A 25,217-nucleotide genomic window follows, 5' to 3' on the forward strand; every position below is an offset into this window, starting at 1 on the left:
CGCATCGTGCGGATCCGGGAAAGCGGTCGACGGAGGCGGACCGCGTCGTCAGGCCTCGGCCGCCTCGCCGCCGAAGACCGGGGAGGTCGCCTCCTGCGCCTCGAGCAGTTCCTGGTACCGGTTACGGATGGTGACCTCGCTCATGTCGGTCACCTCGCTGACCTCCGCCTGCGTCACGTCGAGGTTGGTGAGCATGCCGGCGGCGTACAGCGCGGCCGCGGCGAGCCCCACCGGCGACTTGCCGGAGTGGACGTTCTGCTTCTTGGCGTCCTCGAGCAGTTCGCGGGCGAGCCGCTCGGTCTCGTCCGGCACGTCGAGGTCGGACGCGAACCGGGGGACGTACTGGACCGGGTCGGCCGGCTTGATCTCGAGTTTGAGCTCGCGGTTGATGTAGCGGTACGCGCGCTTGAACTCCTCGGCGTCGACGCGGCTGACGGCCGCGATCTCGTCGATCGAGCGCGGCACCTGCTCCATGCGGGCGGCGGCCTGCAGGCTCGCGGTCGCCATCCCCTCGATGGAGCGGCCCGGGAGCATGTCCTGCTCGAGTGCCTGTCGGTAGATGACGGAGGCGGTCTCGCGGACGTTGTCCGGGAGGCCGAGCGCGGAGGCCATCCGCTCGATCTCGCCGAGCGCCTGCTTCAGGTTGCGCTCCTTCGAATCTCGGGTGCGGAACCGCTCGTTCCACGTGCGCAGCCGCTGCATCTTCTGGCGCTGGCTCGACGAGAGGCTGTTGCCGTAGGCGTCCTTGTCCTGCCAGCCGATGTTCGTCGAGAGCCCCTTGTCGTGCATCATGTTCGTCGTCGGGGCGCCGACGCGCGACTTGCTGTCGCGCTCATTGGAGTCGAACGCGCGCCACTCCGGCCCGCGGTCGATCTCGTCGTCGTCGACGACGAGGCCGCAGTCGGCACAGACCGTCTCGCCGTGCTCGGTGTCGGATGCGAGCTGGCCGCCACACTCGGGACAGGTCAGCTGGCGCTGGCTTTCGGTCTCGTCCGCGTGCTCGTCCGTTCGCTCCGCGGCCGCGTTCTCGGTTCGGTCTCGCTCGTCCGTCTCGGTACCCTGGTGGGTGCGGAAGGTGGGTGTACTCATTGTGAATGGGCTGGAGGGCGCCGGGCCGAAAGACACAAAAATAAACGATGTGCCTTTCAGTGGTTTGCTTCACTCATAGTTAGGTGACAGGAGTATATAAATCCATCGTGTGACACGCACACATGGGACTCGGATGAACAACCCTGATCGTCTTCTCTCGGGGTTGAGACACAGACACAGAGGCGTTTCGGGAGTCCCGTTCCCCGACCCGCGGTCGCCGACAGAAACCGTGGTTTAAATACTGCTTCGGCGGGGACGATCCCCGAAGACCCTTCGGGCGTCGCCGCGGACGGGGATGTATGAGCGAGGACGGCCCCGACCTCTCGGTCGAGGAGTTCGTCGACTACTGTCGGACGCAAGCGGGCCTGTTGTCGGGGTCGGTCGACACCATGACCGCGGAGGCGGAGGAGCTGCTGGACGAGGTGGACGACTTGCTCGACTCGTTCCGCGAGCGCGTCGACGAGGCGGAGACGGGCAGCGCCGACCGCCCGGACGCCCCGACCGCGACGCCCCCCGAGCCGAGTCCGGACGCCGCGCCCGCGGAGGACCCGCTCGCGGACCTGGAGCGGGAGATCGAGCGGAAGCAGTCGCTCGTGGAGGCGAAGCAGGCGCGCATCGCCACGTTCCGCGACCTGGCGGCCGCGTACGAGGAACTCGCGGACGAACTGGCGGCGGAGGCCGCGGACGGCCGCGAGGCGCTGGAGCGCGTGGCCGCGTTCGAGGCCGACCGCGACGCTCCGGCGTACTTCCCCGAGCGGCAGACGGTGCTGGAGGCGGCGAGCGACGAGGAGCCGGACGACGAGCACGCGGGCTGATACGGGGTTCGCGACGGTCCCCTCCACGATTTCGAAGCGGAGCCGACGGCGTTTTGTCCGCCCGAATCGGACTGATCACTCATGACCGACCGCGGCGTCACCGTGACCTGCCCGGACTGCGACCTCCGTGAGCGGTTCGAAACCCTCCGACCCGCCCGCGAACACGTCGCGCGGCACCGCCGCGAGACCGGCCACGAGCCGGACTGGGAGATCGGCGGGCTCTCCCCTGGCGTCGAGCGCGCGGGAGCGGACGCCGGCGTCTGCGGCCGCGAGCGGTGCGGGAACCCGGACACGCCGCTGACGCCCGACCGCCTGCGGGACGAGTAACGCGAGAGGTCGGGCCGCCGCGGCCGCCGGTAGCCCCGGCGCGACCGAAAGACCCTCCCGCCCAGCGGTCGCAGTGATCGCAATCCCGGACCGACCGCGACCTCCGGATGGCCGAGAGACGCCGCCGGCGGTCGCGGCCGCGCCGTTTCCACCATGTCCACGACAACCATCAAGGACCCCGTCCACGGCTACATCGAGCTGTCGGACGCGGTCGTCGACCGCATCGTCGACACGCGCCCGTTCCAGCGACTGCGGTACGTCCGCCAGCTGTCGGCGACGCACCTCGTCTACCCCGGCGCGAACCATACGCGCTTCGAACACAGCCTCGGCGTCTACCACCTCGGACGCACCGTCTTCGAGAACCTTCGCACGCAGCCGTACTTCACCCGAAACGCGAGCGCCGAGGAGCTGGACGAGATCCAGCGCACGCTCGCGTGCGCGTGCCTGCTCCACGACATCGGCCATCCGCCCTTCTCGCACCTCGCCGAGGGGTTTCTGGACCGGTCCGAGCTGTACGACCGGCTCGATACCCGCGGGCTCGTGGCCGCGTTCGAGGAGGCCGGGCTGCGAGACGGCCCCCTGCGTGCGGCCAGCACCCACGAGCTGCTGGGCTGTCTGATCGTCTTGCGGGAGTACGGCGACGCCCTCCGCGCGCTGGAGGTGGACCCGATGGAGGTGTGCGGCTACGTGCTCGGCTACAGCCTCGTCTACGAGCGCGGCGGGCCGTGGCAGTACGGGCTCGGCGCGCAGCTGCTCCACTCGCCCATCGACGTGGACCGGCTCGACTACATCACCCGCGACAACCGGATGACGGGCGCGGACGTGTTGAGCTTCGACACCGACCGGATGGTGAGCGCCTACACCGCCCACCCCGAGGAGGGGCTGGCGCTCTCCGAGAAGGCGCTCTCGACCATCGGCAACTACCTCGAGGGGCGAATCGCGCTGTACATGTGGGTGACTCAGCACCACAAGTCGGTGTACGCGAACGTCCTCCTCCGGGCGATGCTGGAGGAACTGGCCGACCTCCGGGACGCTCCCCCGGTCACGATCGACGGAGTGCTGGACGACCACGTCGACGACAACACCCTGATGGAGCGGCTGCGCCACGCCGCCGACGAGGCCCCCGAGGGGCGGCTCGCGGACCTCTACGACCGCTTCCGGGCGCGCCGGTTCCCCAAGACCTGCTGGAAACACCGGATCGCGTACGCCGACCGCGTCGACGCCGACCTCGACGCCTTCGGCGAGTGGCTGGTGAGCAACGACGACCGCCTCGAGGGGCTCGTCGCCGCGGAGATCGGCATGCCGACCCACGAGGTGTGGATCGAGCGCTCCTACGTGCCGGAGTACGAGCCGGGGGAGCTCCGCGACATCCCCATCGCGTACGGCGGCACGACACGGTCGGTCGGCGACTGGGGACTCTACGGCGAGCGCGCCTTCGACGTGCCGATCCCGTTCGTCTTCGTGCCGGCGGGGGAGCGGAAGCGCGCAACGCGGACGCTGGTGGAACGGTTCCACGAGGAACACGGCGGGCGGGCCGAGACCGATGCCGGGGGAAGCGGCGAGGACCGCTCCGGCGGTCCCGAAGCGCCGCCGGAACGGTAGCCTCGGCGCCGGCGGAACGCGCGAGGGGGTGCCGTCTGGCGAGGGCGACCTGCGCTCAGTCGGCTCGCTGCAGTTCGACGCAGAAGACCGCGCCGCGGGGGTCGTTGTCCTCGACCCAGACGGAGCCGCCGTACGACCGCACGAGCTGGTCGACGAGGTAGAGACCGAGCCCGCTCCCGGCGCTTTCGAGCCCCTTCTCGCCGCGGCCGAACACCTCGCGCTTGCGGTCGTCGGGAACGCCGGGACCGTCGTCGGCGATGTGGACGACGACCGACTCGTCGTGCTCCTCGATCGAGACGGTGATCTCGGGGTGGTCGCCGTCGTTGTGGAAGACGGCGTTGTCGAGCAGGTTTCCGAACACCGACGAGAGCAGCGAGCTTGCCTCGACCCGGATGCCGTCGGGGAGGTCGTCGCCGCCGCGGATCGTCACCGACTCCGCGCGGAAGTCGAAACTGGAGTTGACCCGCCCGATCTCCTCGCGGAGCACCGGCGCCAGCGGCGTGGGCTCCAGTTCGGGGTCCTCGCCGGCGAAGACGCGCTCGATGTCGGCGACCGCGGTCGTCAGGTCCTTGGCGTGGGTCGCCGCGTCGAGGACGCGCTCGAGCGCGTCGCGGCGCTCCCCCTCGACCTGGTCCGTCAGCGTCTCCCCCCAGCCCAGCGCGACCGCCATGTCGTTGCGGATGTCGTGCCGGACCACCTGGTTGAGCAGGGCCAGGCGGTCGCGCTCCCGCTCCAGTTCGAGCGCCGTCTCGTGGCGGTCGGTCACGTCCTCCTGAAAGCCGACGTAGTGGGTGAGCTCGCCGTCCTCGTCGAAAAGCGGCGCGATGGTGACCCGGTTCCAGAACTCCTCGCCGTCCTTGCGCTCGTTTATCAGTTCGACGGAGACGAACTCCTCCTCGTTGACCGCCTCGCGCATCTCGGCGATCGACGACTCGTCGCTGTTGTCGTTCTGGAGGAACCGGCAGTTCCGCCCGAGCACCTCGGGCACGGAGTACCCCGTGATGCGCTCGAACGCCTCGTTCGCGTAGATGATCGGGTAGTCCGGGCGGTCCGGGTCGGCGATGGTGATCCCCACCGGCGCCTCGTCCATCGCGCGCTCCTTCAGTCGGAGGTCCGCGGCCGCGCGCACGTCCTCGTCGACGTCGGCGTGGACGACGACTGCGTACCGCTGGCCGTCGCGCTGGATCGGGATCACGCGGACCGACCGCGCGTGGGCGCCGTCGCCCTCGGTGTAGGGGTACCGCACCGTCGGCGGTTGGGTGCCGGACTCCAGCGCCGTGACGACCGACTCCGCGACGCGGGCGGCGTGCGGGTCGTCGCTCGTCCGCAGCGTGTCGAGGTACGCCGGGCCGTCCGCGGCGTCGTCGCCAGCGCCGGCGAGCGGGACGTCCGCGTTCGCGGCGAACGATCGCCAATCCTCGTTCAGGTCCACGATGCGCCCGTCCTCGTCGACGACCGCCAGGCAGTACGAAAGCCCGTCGAGCACGTCCCGAAGGATCGCCGGGGGAACCGGATCGTCTGGACTCACTGTGTCGCGGTACGGGATCGAGGTTAGTAGCTGTTTGGTACGGCCTCACTCGACGGAGCATCGCAGACGGACGAGTGCTGGCCGGAACACTTGTCTTTTTGCCGTCGCAACTGGTCGTAAACACGATGGCCGATTCGCTCCGGGAGTTCATCGAACGGGCCGACGCACCCGAGCGGTCGCTGTTGCTCGTCAACCGGTCGTCCCCGGACGCCGTGCGGAACCTCCTCGGCGACCTCCTCGACACGCAGCCGGTCCCCGTCGAAGACGTCGAAATGGAAGGGGAAGCGGAGGACCTGGTCGCGCTCGTCGAGGACGGAGAGATAATCGCCCGCTCTCCGCTGTCGGCGCTGATGGACTCGGTCCTGCTGATCAACTCGGATCTGTTCAAGACGGGAGCCCGGAAGCTGACGGAGATAGACCTCCCGGACGTGTTCGAGGGGCTCGACGACTTCGCGTTCACCGTCCGCGGCTACCCCGCCTCGAACAAGGAGAAGCTCCTGCTGATCGTGATGTCGCGCGTGATCGAGCGCACTGCCTACGAGGCCGGGGCGGGAACGCTCCGGTCGTCGTTCCAGCGACTGTCCCGCCTGCAGGACGAGCGCGGGACCAACGAGGTCTATCGGTCCCTGGGCGAAACGGCGGTCGACGTCCACGTCTACGGCCGCGACGACTGGGCGGACGTCCACGAACTCCCCGTGACGGTCCACGCCGGCGACTCCTACGAGTACCGGCGGTCGTGGTTCGTGGTGTTCACGCCGGACGACCCCGACGACCGAGACGACCACGTCGGCCTCGTCGCGATCGAGCGCGAGCGGAACGTGTGGGACGGCTACTGGACGTTCGACGCCGGGACCGTCCGCGAGATCGAGGCCTACCTCGCCAGCGAGCTCTGAGGGGGCCACGGAGCGGGGGCGGCTCAGTGTCCGCGGATTCCCGTTGGGTCAGCGCGTCACGGCGTTCGCGACCGGCGCGGCCAGCGAGGCGGTGCGGTCCCAGACCACGATGACGGAGGGGAGCACGAAGATCGACGCGAGGTAGGCGTAGAACACCCCGAGCGCGAGCAGGACCCCGAACTCAGCGACCAGCGGGATCAGCGCGAGATAGAGGGTTCCGAGCCCGCAGACGGTCGTGAGCATGCTCCCCGTGAGCGCCCCGCCGGTCCCCCGAGAGGTGATCAGCAGGGCTTCCTCGACGCTCCGGCCCGCCTCGTACTCGTCGACGAAGCGGTGCATATAGTGGACCGTGTAGTCGACCCCCAGCCCGATCGACACGGAGAGGATCGGCGCGTTGAACGGCGTGAGCGGGATCCCGAAGTAGCGCATCGACCCCGCCAGCAGGCCGACGGTGACGAGCACCGGGACGAGGTTGATCAGGCCGTAGACGGCCCGGCTCTCCAGCCACCAGTACGAGACCATCAGGAACGCCGCCGTCAGCAGGAACGCGACGATCAGGCTCCGGATCGCCGACTCGGTGATCCGGTCGATCACCACCTGGTTGACCACGAGCGTGCCGGTCGGCGTCGCGTCGAGGCGCATGTCCTCGGCGACCGCGTTCGCGGCCGCGGTCGCCTCCGCCTGGTCGGCGTCGGCCGTGAGCGTGTACTCGATCCGGGTCGCGCTTCGGTCCGCGGTGAGGTAGTTGCGCGCCCGGTCGCCGTGTGCCGACGACAGCAGCTCGTCGTAGACGCGGTCGACCTCGCGGTCCGGGATCCCGTCGCCGTCCGTGTCGAAGCGGTCGACCATCGCGGCGAACTCGGGGTCGGCGGCGGCGCGCGACTCCATCACCGAGACGATGCTGGTCGCCTCCGCGCGGCGGTTCTCGGAGGCGAACGCGTCGGGCGGGTCCTGCGTGGCCCGGTCGACGTCCTCCAGCGCGACGTTCGACCGCACGTCCCTGTCCTGCACGTACAGCGTCACCGAGCCGATGAACCCCTGGTCGAAGTCCTCCTCCAGGTGGTCGAGCACGCGCATGAACGTGTACTCCGACGGCGCGAGCGGCTCCGGGAGCTGGCCGTAGGCGTCGACCTTCTCCTGGTCGGGGAAGAACGCCTCCTGTGAGAACTCCGTGTCGACGCCGGTCCCGTACGCGCCGCCCGCCGCGCCCGCGACGAGCGCGACGACGAGGACGACGACGGGCGCGACCCGGGCCGCCTTCGCCCCGAGCGGGAGGACCGTCCCCATGATCGACCCCTCGCGGCCGAGCGGCGCGGTCCCGAACCGCGGGAAGCGGGTCCCCTCCCGGAGCCGGTCGAGGACGACCTTCCCGGCGGGCAGGAACACGCCGAAGATCAGGAACGTGAAGACGATCCCCGCGGCGGCGACGATCCCGAAGTCCTGGAGCTGGCCGAGCGAACTGGTGAGGTTGGCGGCGAACCCGAACACCGTGGTGAGCGTGACGATGAAGAAGGCGGTCGTCAGCTGGTCGGTCGTGAGCCGCATCGCCTCGCCGATCGCCGCCCCCTCGGCGCGCTCCTCGCGGTACCGGTTGATGATGTGGATCCCGAAGTCGATCCCGACCGCGAGCAGCAGCGGGAAGACGGTGACCAGCGAGTCGGAGAACGGGATGGACGCGTAGCCCATGAACCCGAACGTCCACACGAGCGTCATCAGCAGCGCGACCACGCCGAGGCCGAGGTCGACCGGGTCCCGGTAGGCCACGACGAGGAAGAAGACGATCAGAAGCAGCGCGGCGGGGAAGACGATGATCGCGGTGTCGGTCAACAGCTGGTTCACCTCCTCGTTGATGATCGCGTCGCCGAAGACGACCACGTTGTCGCCCGGTTCCAGCCCCTCGACGCCGCCGACCACGTCGACCGTCCGCGTCTGGATGCTCGCGCGCTGTCCGGTGCTGGCGGCCGGCGGCGTGTCGTACTGGACGACGACCTGCGCGACCTCCGCGGAGCCCGACTCGGCGGTGAAGTCGGTGCTGACCGGGCCGATCCCCCCGTTGTTCGCCGCCCGTCGGATCGCCGCGTCCAGCTCCCGCGCGGTGGCGCGCTCGACCGCTCGCCGCTGCGCCTCGGCGGTGTCGGCGCTCGGATCGAGCTGCGTCGCGATGATCGACGCCGGTCCGGTCGTGGTCGATACCCGAAGCTCGTCTTTGTCCTCCAGCCGTTCCTGTGCGGTCAGCATCCGCAACAGGCTCGGCTTCGAGAGGACGTTGCGGTCGTCGGAGACGAACAGCGTCGCCGTGCTCCCGCCGCTCTCGCGGCTCCCGCGCGAGAAGTCCTCCTCCATCGCGTCGAGGGCGTCCTGCTCCTCCACGTCGGCGGTGAACTGGTCGGTGCCGGCCTGCTGTTCGCCGCCCATCCCCATCCCGCCCGCGAAGACCAGCGAGACGATCAGGAACGCGACGACGACGGTCCGCGGTCGGCCGGAGACGGCGTCGTTGATCCGCTCCGTGAGCGCGTCGATCGGCGTCCGATCAGGGTCCGGTCCGCGCATCTGTCAGCGCCGCCGGTACAGGACGATCCCGCCGGCGATCAGGGCGATGACCACGACGAGCCCGCCGACGACGACGAGCGGCGACGGACCGCCGCCGTCGTCGACCGGTTCGGACACCGCGACGGGCTGTTGGTACGTGTCCGAGAGGACGGTCTCGCCGCGGGCGGTGTCGTACTGGAAGTCCATCTCGACGGGATAGGTCTTCGCCATCGTCCCCGCGGACGCGGAGACGGAGAACCGGATCTCGGTCGTCCCGTTCGGCGCGAGCTCGTCCACGAACGCCTCGTCGTTAGCGACCGACAGCGGGCTGTCCGCGTACACCTTCGCGTTCACGTTCGAGAGCGGCTCGGGCCGCTGGTTGGTGATCGCCACGACGAGCTCCGTCGACCCGCCCGCGGTGACGTTCGCCCGCACGTTCTCCACTCCGAAGGCGGACTGGCGCTCGTCGACGACCACGCGCTCGGAGACAGGGCCGACGGTCGCGGTCTGCCGGCCGTCGTTGCTGTACTCGACGGAGAACCGGACCTGCCGGGGACCGGGGTCGGCGGAGCCGCCCACGTCGGTCGGGAACGCGAAGTCGGCCGCCTCGCCGGCCGCCAGCTCGGGCAGCGCGTAGCGCCGCTCCTCGACGATCAGCGAGTCGGTGGTCGGCTCGATCACCAGCACGGCGTCGGTGAGCGCAGTCGGCCCCTCGTTGCGGAGCGTCCCCCTGATCTCGCCATCGTACCCCACCGAGAGCGTGTCCGCGAGGTCCTCGATGGCGACCTCCTGTTCCGCCTCGGGATGGAGGCTGCCGTACGCGGGCGGCGCCTCGCGGTCGACGCCGTCGTCGTCGCGGTACCGGACCGCCGCCTCGACGGGCGTGTCGCCGGCGACGACCGACTCTGCGACCCTGGCGTCGACGGTGACGTTGCGGACCTCACCGGGCGCGAGCGTCCCGAGGTACGCCTCCGCGGCGCCCGCGCTCCCGCCGACGGTCACGCCGCCGCTCCCGGAGACGGTCGCCCGCGCCTCGTAGGCGGTCGACGAGCCGACGTTCCGTATCGGGACCGTCGCCTCGCCGCTCGTGCCGGGTTGGACGTCGGTACTGACGTTGCCGATGGCGAAGCGCGGCTCGTCGACGACCTCGACGGTCACCGCCACCTCCTCGGTCTCCGTGCGCTCGTTCGTGAAGCCGGAGTTCGGGTAGGAGCCGGAGGTGTACGAGTACTCGACCTCCAGTTCGACCTCGTAGGTGCCCGGCTCCAGATCCTCGGGCGTCGTCACGCGGAACGGGGCGGTGACGACCTGTCCGTCACGAATCGTGCCGAGCGCCGTGCGCTCGGTGGTCACCTCGAACGGACCGGCGTCGTCGACCGCGACCGTGACGCCGCGGGCGGTCTTCACCTGCGACCCGTCCAGTCCGGCCTCAAGCTCACCGTCGTTCAGCAGCTGGACCTCCAAGGTCGACTCGCTCCCCGGGGTCACGTCGTTGTCCGGGAGGTGCGCCGAGATGTCCGGCTCCCCGCGGGCGAAGCTCTGGCCGGCGACCGGCCCCGCGACCATCGAGGTCACGAGCAGCACCGCGAGCGCGGCGGTCGCGAGGCGGGCCCGCCTCGTCATGGCTCACCCCCGGTATCGCCGGAGGGCTCGATGTCGCTGTACGCGCCTCGCCGCGTCGTCACCGGGGTCGTGTGCGTGTGGGCCATGGGGTTGGAGGACCGTCGCCGGCACTCGCCGGCGAGACTGTTGTGATGTTCCTCCCAACAAAGCCACCACATATATACGTACCGAAAGGAATGCTCCGTCGATGACCGACGACGACGCGCTCGCCGCGCTCGAGCGGTTGGGTCTCGCGACCAACGAGGCGAAGGTGTTACTGGGGCTGCAGTCCATCGGCACCGGGCCTGCGCGCCGGATCGCCGAGGCGGCGGACGTGCCCCGGTCGCAGGTGTACCCCGCCGCGGACGGCCTCCAGTCGCGCGGCCTGCTCCACGTTCAGCACACCAACCCGAAGGAGTACCAGGCGCTCTCGCCGGACGAGACGGTGGGAGTGCTCCGGTCCCGCCTCGAACGCGACCTCGAGGCCGCCCGCGAGGGGTTACAGCGACGCGAGCGCGACCAGACCGGCGCCGACGAGACGGCCGAGGAGATATGGGTCGTCCGGGGGCGCGAGTCGGTCGACGCCCGCGTGATCGAACTGATTCGGAACGCGGACCGGCGGCTAGTCGCCGGCATCGCCGAAGCGGAGTTCCTCCCCGACGCCGTCGCGGACGCGCTCGTCGACCGCGCCGGCGAGGGCGTCGAGGTCCTCGTGATCGCCGAGGACCCGGCGATCCGGGAGCGGTTCGCCGACACGCCGGTCGCGACGCTCGACCCCCCCGAGGAGGTCACCGACGACGAGAACACCAGCCGCATGCTGCTCGTCGACGACGACGGGATGCTCCACGGCGTCCGCGGGAGCGACGACCTCCCGAACGCCGAGGAGACCGCCTTCTGGAGTCAGGGGTCCGGCTTCGCCGAACTGATCGTCTCGCTCGTCGAGTCGTCGGTGAGCGGGGAGGAAGGGACGCCCTGACCGCGGCGCATCGCGCGATCGGACCGCGTCCCCGCCTCAGTCCACGGTCACGTAAACGAGGAGGGCGATGCCAGCGAACTCGAGGACCTGCAGGTACATCATCGCCCGGACCGCCGGCCCGGACATCGACGGCGGATCGAGGTAGTAGAACAGCGCCAGCGCGTTCTCGGCGAGGAGGAAGAGCGCGAACAGGGCCGATCCGAGCGTGTGCTTCGACCGGATCGTGGCGTAGTTCCGCCCCCAGATGCCGACGAGGACGAGCAGGAGCAGTACGTTCGTCGCGGCGGCGACCCGAGCCACCTCGAGCGTCAGACTCATCTCACGCCACCGCCGGTTCGTCCGTCCGTCGCCGCGTTCCTGATTCGGCTCATGGTCACTCCAGTTGGTCGATTATCTCCTCGACGGTCGCCCAGTGCGTCCGGGTGCGGTCGGTGGGCAGGTAGATCGCGCCGTAGTCACGCTCCGTGCTCTCGATCACGCCGTTGTCCTCGAGCACGTCGAGGTGATGTCTGACGGTCTGGTACGCGAGGTCGAGGTCCTCGGCGAGCCGGTTGGCGTTTCGCGGCCGCTCGTCGAGCGCCCGGAGCAGGCGGGCACGGTTGGGACCGCCCCTGGTCCCCGCCAACACCTGCCAGAGGACCGCCTCCATCGGAAGTATCCGTCGGGGTGCCGCAACATAAGACCAACGCCGCGGTTCCCGTCGTGGAGGGCAGGCGCGACGCCATGGAGGGCCGGCGGCCACAGCGGGGTCGCTACGGCAGCAGCACGCCGTCGATGACGTGTACGATCCCGTTCGACGCCTCGATGTCGGTGGCCACTATCTCGGCCCGACCGCCGTCGAGCGTCGTCCCGTCGACCGTGATTCGGGCGCCGTTCAACGTGGGAACCCCCGACGATCCGGTGACCGAGGCCGCGTTGCGGCGGCCCGGCGTGACGTGGTAGGTGAGGACGCTCCGGAGGAACTCCTCGTCGACCGCGCCGACGTTGTCGACGGTGATCCCGGCGTCGTTGAACGCCTCGTCGGTCGGCGCGAACACGGTGAGCTGGCGGTTGCCGCTCAGGGCGTCGACGAGGCCCGCCTCCTGGACCGCGGCGACGAGCACGTCGAAGCCGTCGGCCGCCACGGCCACGTCGACTATCGTGTCGTCCTCGCTGGGGGGCCGGGCCGCGGCAGCGCCGACCCCGCCGACCAGAGCCGCTGTTCCCGCGCCGACGCTCTTCAGTACCGATCGTCTGTGTGCCTTCATGGGATACACCCGGATGGACGGTCCACCGCGGTACTAATCAACGATCGCGTGAATGTGGCTCGGATGCGACCCAAAAGAGACCCAAATCTCGGCCGGTCCGCCGAGACCGGTGGATCAGGGCCAGAGCCCACGCGCCTCGTGGGCCTCCGCGATCCGCGACAGCGCGACGATGTAGGCCGCGTCCCGCCACGTCACGTCCCGCGCCTCGAACTCCTCGCGGACGGCTCGCCAGGCGGCGAGCATCTCCGTCTCCAGTTCCTCGTTGACGCGCTCGAGCGACCACGCGCGACGGTTGATGTCCTGGAGCCACTCGAAGTAGCTCACCGTAACGCCGCCGGCGTTCGCGAGGATGTCCGGGATCACCGGAACGTCCCGCTCGGCGAGGATCGCGCTGGCGGCGCTCGTCGTGGGGCCGTTCGCCCCCTCGATGACGATGTCCGCGGCCACCTCGTCCGCGTTGGCCGCGGTCAGGACGTTCCCGATCGCCGCCGGGATCACCACGTCGACGTCGAGTTCCAGCAGTTCGTCGTTCGTCACCGTCTCCGGGGCCTCGTGGGTCAGCACCGCCTCCGGCTCCTCGTGGTGGGAGGGGATCGCGTGCGTGTCCAGCCCGTTCGGGTCGTAGACCCCGCCGTTGACGTCGCTGACGGCGACCACGTTCGCGCCCCAGTCGTCGAGCAGCTTCGCGGCGTTCGAGCCGACGCTCCCGAACCCCTGTACGGCGACCGAGGTCTCCCTGATCTCCTTGTCGTAGTACTCGATCGCCTCGCGGGCGATGATGGCGACGCTCCGGCCCGGCGCCGCGTCGCGGCCCTCACTGCCGCCGACGACCGGCGGCTTCCCGGTGACCACGCCCGGGACCGTCTCGCCCTCCTGCATCGAGTAGGCGTCCATCAGCCAGGCCATCGTCTGCGGGTCCGTCCCCATGTCGGGCGCGGGGATGTCCGTCGTCGGCCCGATGACCGACCGGATCTCGTCCGTGAACCGACGCGTCAGCCGCTCGGTCTCCTCCGTGGACAGGTCCTTCGGGTTCACCGCGATGCCGCCCTTCGCGCCGCCGAACGGGATGTCCATCACGGCGCACTTCCAGGTCATCCACATCGAGAGGCCGACACACTCCTCGCGCGTCACGTCCGGGTGATATCGGAGGCCGCCCTTGAACGGGCCGCGGACGCTGTCGTGCTGGGCGCGATAGCCGGTGTACACCTCCACGTCGCCGTTCTCGCGCTCGATCGGAACGGTGACCTCGTGGACCTTTTTGGGATGCTTGAGCCGCTCGACGACGTTCGGGTCGATGTCGAGGTGGTCGGCCGCGTGCTGGAGCTGTCGCCGCGCCGTCTCCAGCGCCGACTCCGGTTCGGTCGGCTCCTCCGGCGCCTCGTCGTCCCGCTCCGCGCGCGTCGTCGCGGACGTCGATGTCGGAGGCATCGTCATTCGATCGGCGTCCGTCGGTTCCGCATCTCGCCGGCGCAGTCCGGGCACCGGTCGGGGGCGTTCTCGGCGAGCACCACGTTCCCGCACGCGAAGCACTCGTAGGGCGATACCTCGGCCGAGTTCTGGTCGACGTCTCTCATGGGTGGTCGAGCGCCCCGGCCGTCCGGCGCGGGGGACTCTACAAGGCCATAATGAGGATATAAGGGAATATCCAGTAGTTGATTATCGAACCACTGTGGAGAGTGGGGGTTTACAGTTCAACCTGACGGGGGAGTCGCGACCGGGGTGTGGTCCTCGATCAGCGCCGCGAACAGCTTCCGCTGGGCGGTCCGGATGTGCTGGTAGAACGCCTGCGGGGAGATCCCCAGCGAGTCCGCGACGGTCTCCCCGGTCGCCTGTCGCGGCGACTCGAAGAAGCCGCTGTAGTACGCCGTCTCGAGGACCTCGAGCTGTCTGTCGGTCATGCGGTCGAGCACCGACGCGTAGAACCCGTGCTCGGAGGCCTGCTCGCGCGTCTGCTTGGACGTGAGGTCGGCGTCCGCGAACCGGTCGCTGACGAACCGCGTGACGTTCCGCACCTCGACGCCGTCCGGCACGTCGACGGCCAGCGTCGCCGCCCCGTCCGGCGTGGCCGTCGCGCTCTGTAGAACGGCGCCGTGGTCCGCCAGTTCCGCCGCGAGGAACGGCTCGGAGAGCCGAAGGCGCACCACGCCGCCGGCGTCGCCGCCCCGGATCGGCCGCGCGTCCTCGACGACGGTGAGCCGGCGCGTCGCGTCGACGACGGCGTCGAGCGGCGCGTCCTCGACGGTGACGAACACGTCGTTGCCGCCGGCCGTCTGTCGAACGCCCCCCTCGTAGGTGAGCGCGCAGTCGGCGGCGTCGGCCAGCCGAGCGAGCACGAACGACGGGTCCGCGACCGCGTACTCGACCCGCGTCAGCGACGTGGTGAGGAGCGCGCGCTTGCGCTCGCTGGCGCTGATCGCGGCGGCGATAGTCTCGCCCAGCTCCGCGAGCACGGCCCGAACGGTCCCGTCGAAGGCGTCGGGCGTCTCCGCGTACACCGTCAACACGCCGTACGAGAGGTCGTTGTACACGAGCGGGACGCTCACCACGGAGAGCAGGTCACGCGAGATCGCGTCCTTGCGCCACGAGGCCGCACGGAGGTTGGCCGCGACGTTCGCGACGTGGGTCACCTCGCCCGTCGCCGCGGTCCGGCCCGCGGGGTCCACGCCGTCTGCGGAGACGGGGATCGACCGCGCGTCGAGGTACCCCTGGTCGGTCCCCGCCCGCGTCTGCGGCGTCACCGTCTCCCCCGCGTCGTCGAGGGTGCCGATCCACGCGAACCGGAAGCGCCCGTCGGCGGTGAGTCGGTCGCAGACGGTGTGGTCGATCTCCTCGCGGGTCTCCGAGCGGACGATCGCCTGATCGATCTCGCGGATGGTCTCGTTGATGCGGTTGAGCGCGGTGAGCTGGTCGTTCCGACGCTGGAGCTCCCGGTCCTGTTCGCGAAGCTTCGACTCCCGGTCGACGCGGTCGAGCGCCGCCTCGGCGGTCGCCGCCAGCAGGTCCGCGAGCTCCCGAGTGACGTCGTCGAAGGCGCCGACGTCGGTCGAGCCGGCGACGAACACGCCGTGGTCCCCGAGCGGGATGTACGCCGCGCTCCGGAGGTCGGTCGCGGGGTTCGTGAGGCGGTCCGAATCGTGGACGTCCGCGAAGAACAGGGGCTCGTCCTCGACGAAGCTGTGGCTGGTGAGGTCGCTGCCGTCGGCGTGAACGGCGGGCAGCGGTCCGTGGACCTCCCGCATCGCCCGCGAGTGAGCGACCGGCTCGAGGTGGTTGTCGTCGGCGTCGAAGCGGTAGACGGCGCTGGCGTCGAGGTCGAGGACGGCCGCGGTGTCGTCGACGACGTGGTGGGCGATCTCCTGATGGGTCTCGGCGTACAGGAACTCTCGGGCGGTCTCCTGGAGGGTGGCGAGCGCCTGTTCGCGCTGCTTGCGCTTCGTGATGTCCCGACAGCTGTACAGCAGCGTCCCGTCCTGGATCGACACCTCGCGGACGTTCACCAGCAGGGTGTGCTCGCGGCCCGCCTTGTCCGTGGCGGTGGTCTCGATGTTCTTCAGGACGCCCTCCTCGGCGAGCGCCTCGCGGTCGAAGAGGTCGTCGCCGAGCAGGTCGTCGATCGTGCCCAGGTCGCGGATCTCGTCGGCGGTGTAGCCGAAGATGAAGTGGACGTTCGGACAGACGTAGGTGTACTCGCCGTCCGCGTCGGTCATGAGCACGGTGTCGGTCATGTTGTTGAGCGTGACCCGGTGGAGCTCCTCGGACTGCCGGAGCTCACGCTCGAGGTCGACGCGGTCGGTGATCTCGTCGCTGTCGACGATGATCGAGACGAGCTCGCCCTGTCCGTCGGTGACCGGCCGCACGGAGAGTTCCAGCACGCGGCTACCGGCGACCGCGTCCCGGGGAAGCACGGCGTGACCGGACTCCCCGTCCCGCGCCGCGTCCACGAGGCGGCGGACGTCCGCCCGCGTCCGGTCGTCGCCCCACCACGGGAGCGTCCAGAACGGCTCCCCGACGACCGCGTCGGCGTCCGCGGCCACCGCCTCGCGGGCGGCCCGGTTGACGCGCGTGAGCGTGCCCTCGGGGTCGAGCACCCACGTCGCCGACTCGGCGTCGTGGAAGACGGCGTCGAACTGTCGCGCACGCTCGCGCCGCGTCTCCGACCGGCGAGCCTCCCGGATCGCGGCCTCGGTGCGCCGGAGGGCGTCGTCGACGGCGTCCGACACCGGCTCGGAGACCCGGAGGTAGTCGGTGACCCCCGCCTCGATGGCCTCGGCGGCGATCGACTCGCTGCCGTCGGCCGTTCCCAGGACGACCGGGAGCGTCGGCATCTCCTCGCGGACGCGACGAACGAGGTCGATGCCGGTTCCGTTCGGGAGGGTGTAGTCGGCGACGACGCAGTCGGCGCGCTCGCGGGAGAGCGTCTCGCGGGCCGCCGCCGCGGTCGAGACGCGGCGGACGGTCGCGCCGGATTCCTGGTGGAGCGCGTCGGCGTAGGCGGCGAGCCACGGTTCGTCGCCGACGACGACGACCGCGGACGTGTCGAGGAGGCTACTGGCGGTGGGACTCATGTGTGGAACGGGAGTGGGAACGGTCGAGCACGAAACCCGCGGGTCGGTGCGGGGGTCTGATGCCGACAGCTACTCGTGCGACGACCAAAACGCTGCTGTTTACTTATCAACTGGGAGTGTATTCCCGGTTTCAGGGACAACAACCACCGTGGCCGCGACGGCCGGGCGACGGGACCGCGACGCGACCGCCGCGGCGAGCCGCGTTCGGGGCGACCAGTAAGACAATTACCACGGCGGCCCCGAGACGGACCCATGACCGGTGACGCCGAAGCCAACCCGGACTCGTCATTGCCCGCGGAGCTGGAGGACGTCGACATCCTCCACGTCGACGACGAGCCGGACTTCGCCGACCTCGTCGCCACGTTCCTGGAGCGCGAACACGGCGCGTTCACCGTCCACACCGAGACGGACCCGCGGGACGCCCTCGACCGGCTCGACGACGAGGACTGCGCCGTCGACTGCGTCGTGAGCGATTACGACATGCCGGCGCTGGACGGCCTGGACCTCCTCGAGCGCGTCCGCGACCGCCGTCCCGGGCTCCCGTTCGTTCTCTTCACCGGGAAGGGGAGCGAGGAGATCGCCAGCGAGGCCATCTCGGCCGGCGTTACCGACTACCTCCAGAAGGCCGGCGGCACGGAGCAGTACCGGGTCCTCGCCAATCGGGTGCGGAACGCGGTCGCGGGGTACCGGGCCGAGCGGGACGCGAACCGCGGCCTCGAGGCCATCGAGACGGCGCGGGACGGTATCGCTATTCTCGACGGGACAGGACACATCGAGTACGCGAACGACGCCTGTGGCGAGATCCTCGGCTACGACCGCGAGGAGCTCGTCGGGCTCCACTGGGAGACGTTCTACCGCGACGAGGACGTGCCGTTCGTCTACGACGTGCTCCTCCCGAAAGCGCGCGACGGACGGTGGCGCGGGACCACCTCGTTCGTGCGGAAGGACGGGACGGAGATCGACGTCGATCACGCGCTCTCGTACAGCGACGACGGCTCGCTCATCTGTACGCTCAGTCCGCGGGCGATGGCCGACACGGGCACACCGCCGGCGATGGACGACGCGGACGCACAAACGCCGTCGGCCGACGCGGGCGCGTCGACGCCGTCGGCGAAGGAGCGGGCGATGAACGAGGCGCCGATCGGGATCGTCCTGACGGATCCCCTCGAGACGGACGAGCCGATCGTCTACGCGAACGACGCGTTCACGACGCTCACCGGCTACGAGACGCACGCGGTCGTCGGGCGGGACCGCGGGATCCTCTGGGGAGAGAACACCGCCGCCGGGGCGCTCGCGGAGCTTCGCACCGCGATCGACGACCGCGAACCGGCGACCGTCGAACTGCGAAGCTACCGGAAAGACGGCGAGGAGTTCTGGAACCGCGTCCGCGTCGCCCCGCTGTTCGACGACGAGGGCGACCTGGACTTCTTCGTCGAGTTCCACGAGGACGTGACGGAGCGCAAACGTGACGAGGAGCGGCTGCAGTCCCACACCGCGCGGCTCGAAGCCCTCTTCGAGCACTCGCCGGACATGATCGCGGTCCACGACATCGACGGCGTCATCCGGGACGTCAACCAGCGACTGTGCGCCGAGCTCGGGTACGCCGAGAGCGAACTCGTCGGGCGAACCGTCTGGGACATCGACCCGACGGCCGACCGCGACCGCGCGACCTCGTTCTGGGAGACCCTCCCGCCGAACACCTCGCATCGGTTCGAGGGAAAGCTCGAACGCGAGGACGGGTCGACGTTCCCCATCGAGGTCCACCTCATCCGCCTGAATCTGGACGGCGAGGACCGGTTCGTGGCGATGGACCGGGACATCAGCCGGCAGAAGCGTCGCGAGCGCGAACTCATGCAACAGAACGAACGGCTCGACCGGTTCACCAGCGTCGTGAGCCACGACCTTCGGAACCCGCTGCAGGTCGCGGAGGGGCGCCTCGAACTGCTGCGGGAGGACTGCGAAAGCGAGCACATCGACGGGATCGGCGACGCGCTGGACCGCATGGACGCGCTGATCGAGGACCTGCTGGCGCTCGCACAGACCGGCGAAGCGGCGATGGACGTCGAGCCGGTCCGGCTGGCCGACGTCGTGCGGTCGTGTTGGGAGACGCTTCCGGCGACGACCGCGACGCTGACGGTCGAGACCGACCGGACCGTCGAGGCCGACCGCGACCAGCTCCGCCAGCTCGCGTCGAACCTGCTCCGGAACGCGGTCAAACACGGCGGGGCGGACGTCACCATAACGGTGGGTGACACGCCGGACGGGTTCTACGTGGCCGACGACGGGGTCGGGCTCTCGGAGTCCGAGCTCGAGGACGTGTTCGAGTCGGGGTACACGACCGCCGACGACGGGACGGGCTTCGGGCTCAGCATCGTCGACGAGGTCGCCGACCGCCACGGCTGGGCGGTCTCGGCGACGAACGGGGCCGACGGCGGCGCCCGCTTCGACGTGACGACCGACCGCTGACCGGTCCCGAGAGGCCGGGCCGGCGTTCGCGTTTTCGACCGCGACCGACTCCCGCGTTCGCCGAGACCCTCGCGGAGCGAACCGGGGGGCGGGAGCGACAGGGAGTCGAGCGGCACGCGTCGATAGCCCCACGCGCGACCGCGACCGTCCTCGGCGCGGAGCCGGCGATCCGGATCGGCGGTGGTTCGCATAACGATAACGATTACCGAATAAACTAGATATTGATAAGTTTGTGGATGAACCGGACTGGGCGACATCGAAGAACCCAGTTGTGAGAAAACTGGATGATCCGACATTGGACTCCGAATATCCCTCTTTTTGTGGTTATGAAGGAACTATACGACCATATTCGTCGGTCTTTTCTACAATATTCCAGATCTCCCAGCGATTTCTATTCAGTTCCCGCGAGTGACTGCCGACCGCGATCGGGGGTCCAATGGAAATCAAAAAGACACGGACATCGGCGGGTTTGTCTCGGTCGATCCGGTCGGTACGTCCGAATCGTCGCGATGTCACGGACCGAGATCGGGTTGCGTGTGACGAAATCCCGAGTCGCAGATAATCATAAGAAATTCGAGTTATCGGTTAAAAGGTCAAAATCAGTATAGTAATCCTAGCGCTTAGACCCGAGCGACCGGGCTCGGAATCGCGGAGCGAGAACGGAGCGGTCGGAGGGTCTCGTCGGGGAGCGCCACGTACGGGACGGGGGGTCGGTGCGGTCGCGAGCGGGCGGTGCGGTCGTGAACGGGCGATGCGGTCGAGAGATCAGACCTCGGCGCCGTTCGCGAGCGGTTCGTCGTCGACGCCGAGCCCGTGACTGATCGCCTCGCCGGTCGTTCCCTCGAACAGGTGGATCTGCGCGCGGTCGAGGACCACGTCGACCGCGTCGCCCGAGGAGAGGTCCGCCGTCGGCTCGACGGTCATGAGGAGCTGGTCGGTGCCGCCGGCCGGCCGACCGCCCTCCTCGTCGAGGTCGGCGCCGAGCGTGACGTCGCCGTCGTCCGCGCGGAGGTACACGACCAGCTCGTCGCCCATCGGCTGGACGACGTCGACCATGAGGCGGGCGGTGGTCGTGTCGTCGAGGTCGCGGTGGGACCCCTCGAGGTACACGTCCTCGGGCCGGATGCCGAGCACCACGTCGTCGCCCGCCGCCACCGGCGCGCCCGACACGTCGATGTCGAACCCGAACGTCGAGTCGACGAAGCGGCCGTCCTCGACCGCTCCGTTCACGAAGCGCATGCTCGGGGAGCCGACGAAGCCCGCGACGAACAGGTTCGCGGGCTCGTTGTAACACTCCAGCGGGGGTGCGAACTGCTGGAGCTCCCCCTCGTTGATGATCGCGATGCGGTCGGACATCGTCATCGCCTCCGCCTGGTCGTGGGTGACGTACACCGTCGTCACGTCCAGTTCCTGCTGGAGCCGCTGGAGCTCGGTGCGCATGTGGACGCGGAGCTTCGCGTCGAGGTTCGCCAGCGGCTCGTCCATCAGGAACACCTCGGGGTCCATCACGATCGCGCGACCGATCGCGACCCGCTGCCGCTGGCCGCCCGAGAGCTCGTCCGGCATGCGGTCGAGCATTCCCTCGATCTGGAGGATGTCCGCCGCGCGCGAAACGCGGTCGTCGATCGCCTCCTGGTCGTAGTTCTTCAGCCGCAGTCCGAAGGTGAGGTTCTCCTCGACGGTCATGTGCGGGAACAGCGCGATGTTCTGGAACACCATCGCGATGTCTCGGTCCTTCGGGGCCGCGTCGGTGACGTCCGTCCCGGCGATCTCGATGTGGCCGCCAGTGGGCTTCGTCAGCCCGGAGATCGTCTCGAGGGTCGTCGACTTGCCGCAGCCCGAGGGGCCGATGAGCGAGATGAACTCGCCGTCCTCGATGTCGAGGGTCATCCCGTCGACCGCCACGACGTCGCTGTACTGCTTCGTTACGTTGTCGAGTTTGAGGTGTGTCATGTTCGTATTGTGTGTGAGTTGTCCGTCGGCGTTATCCCTTCAGCGACCCCGACGAGAGGCCGCTGACGATCTTTCGCTGCGCGAGCAGGACGAGGATGGCGACCGGAAGGACGCCGACGATGCTGGCCGCGGCCATCAGGTCGTACCGGATGGAGAACTCGGCCTGGTAGTTCGTCAGCCCCCAGACGATCGGCGACCAGTCCTGTGCGGCGCCGGTCGTCATCAGCTGGGAGAAGAAGAACTCGTTGTACGCCGTGATGAACGTGAGGATGCCGGCGGTGACGAGTCCGGGCGCCGAAAGCGGCATGATGACGTGGTAGAGCGCTCCCAGACGGGTCGACCCCGTCACCCGCGCCGCGTCCTCCAGCCCGTCCGGGATCTGCCCGTAGAACGTGGTGAGAATGAGGATGGCGAACGGGAGCGCCAGCGCGGTCAGGGGCAGCCCGACCGCGGCCGGCGTGTTGAACAGGTTCGGGCTGGTGACGCCGAACACGGTGACGTTCCCGGTGAGCAGCTTGAACAGCCCCACGAGGAACGTCGCACCGGGGAAGTACGAGACCGCGATGAGCAGCAGGAAGAGCGGTCGCTTCCCCCTGAACTCCATCCGACCGAACACGTACCCCGCGAGGCTCGCGAACACCAGGACGAACGCCGTCACGCCGACCGCGATGACGAGGCTGTTGAACACGAACCGATGGAACGGCAACACCTGGAACATCTCGACGAACGAGGACGGGTCGAACCCCGCCGGCAGCAGGCCGGCGTCCGTGGTGCGCCCGGCGGGCGTGAACGCGATGACGAAGAGGTAGTAGAACGGGAACAGCGCGATGAGCAACACCGCCGCGGTCGAGAGGAAGAACGTCGTCCGGTGGAGCGCGTCCGGGTCCGTGACCGACGAGAGCAGCCCCTCCGACCCGGAGTTCGCGGTCCCGTCCGCCGCTGCGTCTCCCGCCGCGCCGTCTGCCGCCATCTCAGATCCCCCCCGCGGTGGAGTCGTTGTACTTGATCAGGTACACCATCGACACCAGCCCGATCAGGACCGCGGTGATGATCGCGAGCGCCGAGGCGGTGCCGTAGAGGCTCCCGTTGAACGTCCCGACGACCGCGCAGGTGATCGAGGGCATCGTGCTGCAGTTCGAGATGGCGTCGATCTGCCCGTACACGCGCATCGAGCCGATCGACGTGAGTAGCATGGCGATGAGGAGCACGGGCATCACCTGCGGGAGCGTGATGAGCCGGAACCGCTCCCACCGGGAGGCTCCCGCCACCTTCGCCACGTCGTAGAGCCGCTCGTCGATGCTCTGGAGCCCCGCGAGGACGATCAGCGCGACGAACGCGGAGCGCTTCCAGACCGCGGACAGCGTCACGACGCCGAGCGTCGCCCCGCTGTCGTTGAGCGGGCGGGCCCCGATGAGTCCGAGCTCGTTGAACAGTTGCGTCCCGAGACCGGCGTCGGGGATGAACAGCAGGTAGAAGATCATGCCCTGGATGACGACCGGGACGGCCCACGGGAGCAGCACCGCGGTCCGGACGACGGAGCGGCCCCGGAACGTCTTGTCGAGGATGAGCGCCTGCACGAACCCGAGCGTCGTGACCAGCACGACGCTGACGGCCGTGTAGATGAGCGTCGTGGGAATGATGCTCTGGAACGGGTTGCTCAGGTCGAGGAACGGTCGCAACAGCAGGGCGTCCCGCTGCCCCGTGACCAGTTCGACGTAGTTGGTCAGCCCGACGAACTCGCCGCGGAACTGGCTGAAGCTGTCCGCGTAGAAGGACGTCTCGATCGAGTAGAGCACCGGCCACAGCGCGACGACCGAGAACACCACGAGTACCGGAGCCAACACGAGGTACGCGAACTGCGTCTCCGACAGGTCCTCGACCCAGTCGGTGACGCGAGCGGTGCCGTCCGCGACCGGGTCGGGAAGCAGCGTCGACCGCGTGGAGACGTTCGCCCCCCTGTCAGGCATTGTTCTCCTCGATCTGTTGCAACTGCTCCTTGAGGTCGGTCATCCCCTGCTCCGGCGGCTTGCCCTGCGAGACGACGTTGTGGACCTCCTGCGCGATGATGTCGGCCTCCTGGAAGTAGATCGGCGTCACCGGACGCGGAACCGGGTTCTCGGCCGCGATACGGAACGTGTCGAGGTACTGACCGAAGGTCTCGTGTTCGGTGAGCGATTCGGACTCGAAGACGCTCGGTTTCGGCGGGAGCGAGCCGGACACCTCGAAGTAGTTGCGGTGGAAGTCGTCGGTGAGGACGGCCCGCAGCACCTCGAGTGCGGCGTCGATCTTGTCGGAGTTCGGGTTGACCGAGAGGTTGTACCCCGCCAGCGGCGAGACGCTGCCGCCGAGCCCCTCGTACTCGGCCTCGGACCGCTCGACGCCGTAGGGGTACGGCATCATGCCGATCATGTCGTTCACGTCGCCGTCGACCGACGCGCCGATCTGCTGGAGGAGCCCCATCTGGCCGACGGTATAGGCGAAGGCGTCGCCCGCGATGAACGACTCCATGTCGGTGGTGTACCGCCACCCGAGCGCGTCGCTGGGGACGATGTCGCCCGCGAACTCCGACTCGTCGAGGGAGTGTTCGTCGTCGTGCCCGTGCATGAACGTCCGGAGCATCCGGAGCGCGTTCAGGACCGGTTCCTCGTCGACCGTGACCGGCCGCTCCCCCACGGGGCCGAACAGGTTGTCGCGGCCGCCGAAGTACGCGCCGCCCCACTGGGACATCATCCCGTTGAACGCACAGCAGGTGATCGTCTGTGAGAGCTCGAACGGCATCGTCATCCCGTACTCGAGCTCCTGCTGCTGTTTCACGTCGGCGGCGATCTGCGAGAACTCGGCCCACGACATCGGCTCGCTCCCCCAGTTCTCCGCCTCGGGGTCGTAGCCGGCCGCCTCCGCGTGGTCCTTCCGGTACATCACGCCGCGGACGTCCATGATGAACGGGACGCCGTAGAGGTTCCCGTTCTGCCCTCGACTAGAGTCCACGCTCGGCCCCTTGAACTCGGACTCGAGCGTGTCGATCTCCTCGTCCGAGAGGTGGTCGTTGAGGTTGAGCAGTTGGCCGCGGCGAATGAAGGGGATCGACCACCCGACGTCCATCAGGAGAACGTCGGGATCGCCGCGCCCGGCGTTGAGCCACTGCCGGTACTGCTGTTCCAGTTGGCCCGGGGTCGCGGTGTTGATTTCGAGGGTGATGTCCTCCGAGAGGCCGGCCTCCTTGAGCGCGGGCTCAAACCCGTTTATCGCCTGCTCGGTCATCTGCGAGAGCAGGGTTATCTGGAGGGTCGTCTCGCCGTCGGCCCCGTCGGAGGACGTCGACCCGCCCGATTCGTCCGAGTCGCCTCCGTCACCACCCAGACAGCCCGCGATCGATGCGCCTACTCCGGTCGCTCCGGCCGTCCGGAGAAACCGTCGCCTATTGACCCCGTAGTGGTCTCTCATGCTACGACCACACATACACGGTTTATATTATTAATAATTTTTGTAAGTGGCGGGTATCGTCACCGGTGTGGCGGGCGGGTGAGAACGGGGGCGCCCAGCGACGACCGGACGAGTGAGTCACCGGACAGCGGAGCGCGACGACCGTCAGCGGCGGTGCGACGACCGCAACGGTTTTATTAGG

Annotated in this window: 20 protein-coding genes; 6 read left to right on the plus strand and 14 right to left on the minus strand. The window is 69.1% G+C overall.

Annotated elements, in window-relative coordinates:
- Positions 1 to 48: 48 nt before the first annotated feature.
- Positions 49 to 1,089 carry a transcription initiation factor IIB gene (locus ACQE3L_RS07630; RefSeq protein ID WP_426963183.1) on the minus strand — a complete coding sequence of 347 codons (1,041 nt, stop codon included), beginning with the start codon at positions 1,087 to 1,089 and terminating at the stop codon, positions 49 to 51.
- 299 nt (positions 1,090 to 1,388) lie between these two features.
- Between ACQE3L_RS07630 and ACQE3L_RS07635 the strand changes: the two genes are divergently transcribed.
- The 3 genes from ACQE3L_RS07635 to ACQE3L_RS07645 all read left to right on the plus strand — a co-directional run bounded on the left by ACQE3L_RS07635 (position 1,389) and on the right by ACQE3L_RS07645 (position 3,833).
- Positions 1,389 to 1,904: a hypothetical protein gene (locus tag ACQE3L_RS07635; protein WP_426963184.1), complete on the plus strand. Its 516-nt coding sequence runs from the start codon at positions 1,389 to 1,391 to the stop codon at positions 1,902 to 1,904.
- An 81-nt stretch (positions 1,905 to 1,985) separates the two neighbouring features.
- Entirely contained in the window at positions 1,986 to 2,231 is a 246-nt protein-coding gene (locus tag ACQE3L_RS07640) for a DUF7542 family protein (protein ID WP_426963185.1), read from the plus strand.
- A gap of 153 nt (positions 2,232 to 2,384) precedes the next feature.
- Positions 2,385 to 3,833 (plus strand): HD domain-containing protein, encoded by a 1,449-nt coding sequence (locus ACQE3L_RS07645; RefSeq protein WP_426963187.1) that lies wholly within the window; start codon positions 2,385 to 2,387, stop codon positions 3,831 to 3,833.
- A 55-nt stretch (positions 3,834 to 3,888) separates the two neighbouring features.
- On the opposite strand, the gene ACQE3L_RS07650 is transcribed toward ACQE3L_RS07645, so the two are convergent.
- Complete coding sequence (locus ACQE3L_RS07650) at positions 3,889 to 5,361, minus strand: sensor histidine kinase (protein ID WP_426963188.1); 1,473 nt, start codon at positions 5,359 to 5,361, stop codon at positions 3,889 to 3,891.
- 125 nt (positions 5,362 to 5,486) lie between these two features.
- Between ACQE3L_RS07650 and ACQE3L_RS07655 the strand changes: the two genes are divergently transcribed.
- On the plus strand, positions 5,487 to 6,254 hold the full coding sequence (locus ACQE3L_RS07655; RefSeq protein ID WP_426963189.1) for a DICT sensory domain-containing protein: 768 nt from the start codon (positions 5,487 to 5,489) through the stop codon (positions 6,252 to 6,254).
- Positions 6,255 to 6,302: 48 nt separating this feature from the next.
- Here the strand turns inward: ACQE3L_RS07655 and ACQE3L_RS07660 are convergent, their stop codons facing one another.
- Complete coding sequence (locus ACQE3L_RS07660; RefSeq protein ID WP_426963190.1) at positions 6,303 to 8,804, minus strand: efflux RND transporter permease subunit; 2,502 nt, start codon at positions 8,802 to 8,804, stop codon at positions 6,303 to 6,305.
- A 3-nt stretch (positions 8,805 to 8,807) separates the two neighbouring features.
- On the minus strand, positions 8,808 to 10,406 hold the full coding sequence (locus ACQE3L_RS07665) for a COG1361 S-layer family protein (protein WP_426963191.1): 1,599 nt from the start codon (positions 10,404 to 10,406) through the stop codon (positions 8,808 to 8,810).
- Between the two features lie 187 nt (positions 10,407 to 10,593).
- Between ACQE3L_RS07665 and ACQE3L_RS07670 the strand changes: the two genes are divergently transcribed.
- The gene (locus tag ACQE3L_RS07670) at positions 10,594 to 11,361 is read left to right on the plus strand and encodes a TrmB family transcriptional regulator (protein ID WP_426963192.1); all 768 of its coding nucleotides are present in this window, start codon (positions 10,594 to 10,596) and stop codon (positions 11,359 to 11,361) included.
- A gap of 36 nt (positions 11,362 to 11,397) precedes the next feature.
- Here ACQE3L_RS07670 and ACQE3L_RS07675 read toward each other — a convergent pair whose 3' ends face one another.
- From ACQE3L_RS07675 to ACQE3L_RS07700, 6 genes are all read right to left on the minus strand, one after another.
- Entirely contained in the window at positions 11,398 to 11,679 is a 282-nt protein-coding gene (locus ACQE3L_RS07675; protein WP_426963193.1) for a DUF8036 family membrane protein, read from the minus strand.
- 55 nt (positions 11,680 to 11,734) lie between these two features.
- Positions 11,735 to 12,010: an ArsR/SmtB family transcription factor gene (locus tag ACQE3L_RS07680; protein WP_426963194.1), complete on the minus strand. Its 276-nt coding sequence runs from the start codon at positions 12,008 to 12,010 to the stop codon at positions 11,735 to 11,737.
- 103 nt (positions 12,011 to 12,113) lie between these two features.
- Positions 12,114 to 12,608 carry a fasciclin domain-containing protein gene (locus ACQE3L_RS07685; RefSeq protein ID WP_426963195.1) on the minus strand — a complete coding sequence of 165 codons (495 nt, stop codon included), beginning with the start codon at positions 12,606 to 12,608 and terminating at the stop codon, positions 12,114 to 12,116.
- 114 nt (positions 12,609 to 12,722) lie between these two features.
- Entirely contained in the window at positions 12,723 to 14,042 is a 1,320-nt protein-coding gene (gdhB, locus tag ACQE3L_RS07690) for a glutamate dehydrogenase GdhB (RefSeq protein ID WP_426963196.1), read from the minus strand.
- Positions 14,039 to 14,182, minus strand: a complete 144-nt coding sequence (locus ACQE3L_RS07695; RefSeq protein WP_426963197.1) for a rubrerythrin-like domain-containing protein — start codon at positions 14,180 to 14,182, stop codon at positions 14,039 to 14,041. The genes gdhB and ACQE3L_RS07695 overlap by 4 nt, the downstream gene beginning before the upstream one ends.
- A 117-nt stretch (positions 14,183 to 14,299) precedes the next feature.
- Entirely contained in the window at positions 14,300 to 17,173 is a 2,874-nt protein-coding gene (locus tag ACQE3L_RS07700) for a bacterio-opsin activator domain-containing protein (protein WP_426963198.1), read from the minus strand.
- Positions 17,174 to 17,425: 252 nt separating this feature from the next.
- Between ACQE3L_RS07700 and ACQE3L_RS07705 the strand changes: the two genes are divergently transcribed.
- Positions 17,426 to 19,639 carry a PAS domain S-box protein gene (locus ACQE3L_RS07705; RefSeq protein ID WP_426963200.1) on the plus strand — a complete coding sequence of 738 codons (2,214 nt, stop codon included), beginning with the start codon at positions 17,426 to 17,428 and terminating at the stop codon, positions 19,637 to 19,639.
- Between the two features lie 765 nt (positions 19,640 to 20,404).
- Here ACQE3L_RS07705 and ACQE3L_RS07710 read toward each other — a convergent pair.
- The 4 genes from ACQE3L_RS07710 to ACQE3L_RS07725 are packed head-to-tail and all read right to left on the minus strand — an operon-like array spanning position 20,405 to position 25,036.
- Positions 20,405 to 21,592, minus strand: a complete 1,188-nt coding sequence (locus tag ACQE3L_RS07710) for an ABC transporter ATP-binding protein (protein WP_426963202.1) — start codon at positions 21,590 to 21,592, stop codon at positions 20,405 to 20,407.
- 31 nt (positions 21,593 to 21,623) lie between these two features.
- The gene (locus tag ACQE3L_RS07715) at positions 21,624 to 22,562 is read right to left on the minus strand and encodes a carbohydrate ABC transporter permease (RefSeq protein WP_426963204.1); all 939 of its coding nucleotides are present in this window, start codon (positions 22,560 to 22,562) and stop codon (positions 21,624 to 21,626) included.
- 1 nt (position 22,563) lies between these two features.
- Positions 22,564 to 23,559 carry a carbohydrate ABC transporter permease gene (locus ACQE3L_RS07720; protein WP_426963206.1) on the minus strand — a complete coding sequence of 332 codons (996 nt, stop codon included), beginning with the start codon at positions 23,557 to 23,559 and terminating at the stop codon, positions 22,564 to 22,566.
- The gene (locus ACQE3L_RS07725) at positions 23,552 to 25,036 is read right to left on the minus strand and encodes a substrate-binding domain-containing protein (RefSeq protein WP_426963207.1); all 1,485 of its coding nucleotides are present in this window, start codon (positions 25,034 to 25,036) and stop codon (positions 23,552 to 23,554) included. The genes ACQE3L_RS07720 and ACQE3L_RS07725 overlap by 8 nt, the downstream gene beginning before the upstream one ends.
- Positions 25,037 to 25,217: the final 181 nt, after the last annotated feature.

Source organism: Haloparvum alkalitolerans (assembly GCF_050122995.1).
GTDB lineage: Archaea > Halobacteriota > Halobacteria > Halobacteriales > Haloferacaceae > Haloparvum > Haloparvum alkalitolerans.

Excerpts from the sequence above, each read along its gene's own strand:
- ACQE3L_RS07705 (WP_426963200.1), top strand. The coding sequence starts at position 17,426 with ATGACCGGTGACGCCGAAGCCAACCCGGACTCGTCATTGCCCGCGGAG.
- ACQE3L_RS07645 (WP_426963187.1), top strand. The coding sequence starts at position 2,385 with ATGTCCACGACAACCATCAAGGACCCCGTCCACGGCTACATCGAGCTG.
- ACQE3L_RS07685 (WP_426963195.1), bottom strand. The coding sequence starts at position 12,608 with ATGAAGGCACACAGACGATCGGTACTGAAGAGCGTCGGCGCGGGAACA.
- ACQE3L_RS07655 (WP_426963189.1), top strand. The coding sequence starts at position 5,487 with ATGGCCGATTCGCTCCGGGAGTTCATCGAACGGGCCGACGCACCCGAG.
- ACQE3L_RS07660 (WP_426963190.1), bottom strand. The coding sequence starts at position 8,804 with ATGCGCGGACCGGACCCTGATCGGACGCCGATCGACGCGCTCACGGAG.
- ACQE3L_RS07635 (WP_426963184.1), top strand. The coding sequence starts at position 1,389 with ATGAGCGAGGACGGCCCCGACCTCTCGGTCGAGGAGTTCGTCGACTAC.
- ACQE3L_RS07665 (WP_426963191.1), bottom strand. The coding sequence starts at position 10,406 with ATGACGAGGCGGGCCCGCCTCGCGACCGCCGCGCTCGCGGTGCTGCTC.
- ACQE3L_RS07720 (WP_426963206.1), bottom strand. The coding sequence starts at position 23,559 with ATGCCTGACAGGGGGGCGAACGTCTCCACGCGGTCGACGCTGCTTCCC.
- ACQE3L_RS07710 (WP_426963202.1), bottom strand. The coding sequence starts at position 21,592 with ATGACACACCTCAAACTCGACAACGTAACGAAGCAGTACAGCGACGTC.
- ACQE3L_RS07680 (WP_426963194.1), bottom strand. The coding sequence starts at position 12,010 with ATGGAGGCGGTCCTCTGGCAGGTGTTGGCGGGGACCAGGGGCGGTCCC.
- gdhB (WP_426963196.1), bottom strand. The coding sequence starts at position 14,042 with ATGACGATGCCTCCGACATCGACGTCCGCGACGACGCGCGCGGAGCGG.
- ACQE3L_RS07630 (WP_426963183.1), bottom strand. The coding sequence starts at position 1,089 with ATGAGTACACCCACCTTCCGCACCCACCAGGGTACCGAGACGGACGAG.
- ACQE3L_RS07640 (WP_426963185.1), top strand. The coding sequence starts at position 1,986 with ATGACCGACCGCGGCGTCACCGTGACCTGCCCGGACTGCGACCTCCGT.
- ACQE3L_RS07675 (WP_426963193.1), bottom strand. The coding sequence starts at position 11,679 with ATGAGTCTGACGCTCGAGGTGGCTCGGGTCGCCGCCGCGACGAACGTA.
- ACQE3L_RS07700 (WP_426963198.1), bottom strand. The coding sequence starts at position 17,173 with ATGAGTCCCACCGCCAGTAGCCTCCTCGACACGTCCGCGGTCGTCGTC.
- ACQE3L_RS07670 (WP_426963192.1), top strand. The coding sequence starts at position 10,594 with ATGACCGACGACGACGCGCTCGCCGCGCTCGAGCGGTTGGGTCTCGCG.
- ACQE3L_RS07725 (WP_426963207.1), bottom strand. The coding sequence starts at position 25,036 with ATGAGAGACCACTACGGGGTCAATAGGCGACGGTTTCTCCGGACGGCC.
- ACQE3L_RS07715 (WP_426963204.1), bottom strand. The coding sequence starts at position 22,562 with ATGGCGGCAGACGGCGCGGCGGGAGACGCAGCGGCGGACGGGACCGCG.
- ACQE3L_RS07695 (WP_426963197.1), bottom strand. The coding sequence starts at position 14,182 with ATGAGAGACGTCGACCAGAACTCGGCCGAGGTATCGCCCTACGAGTGC.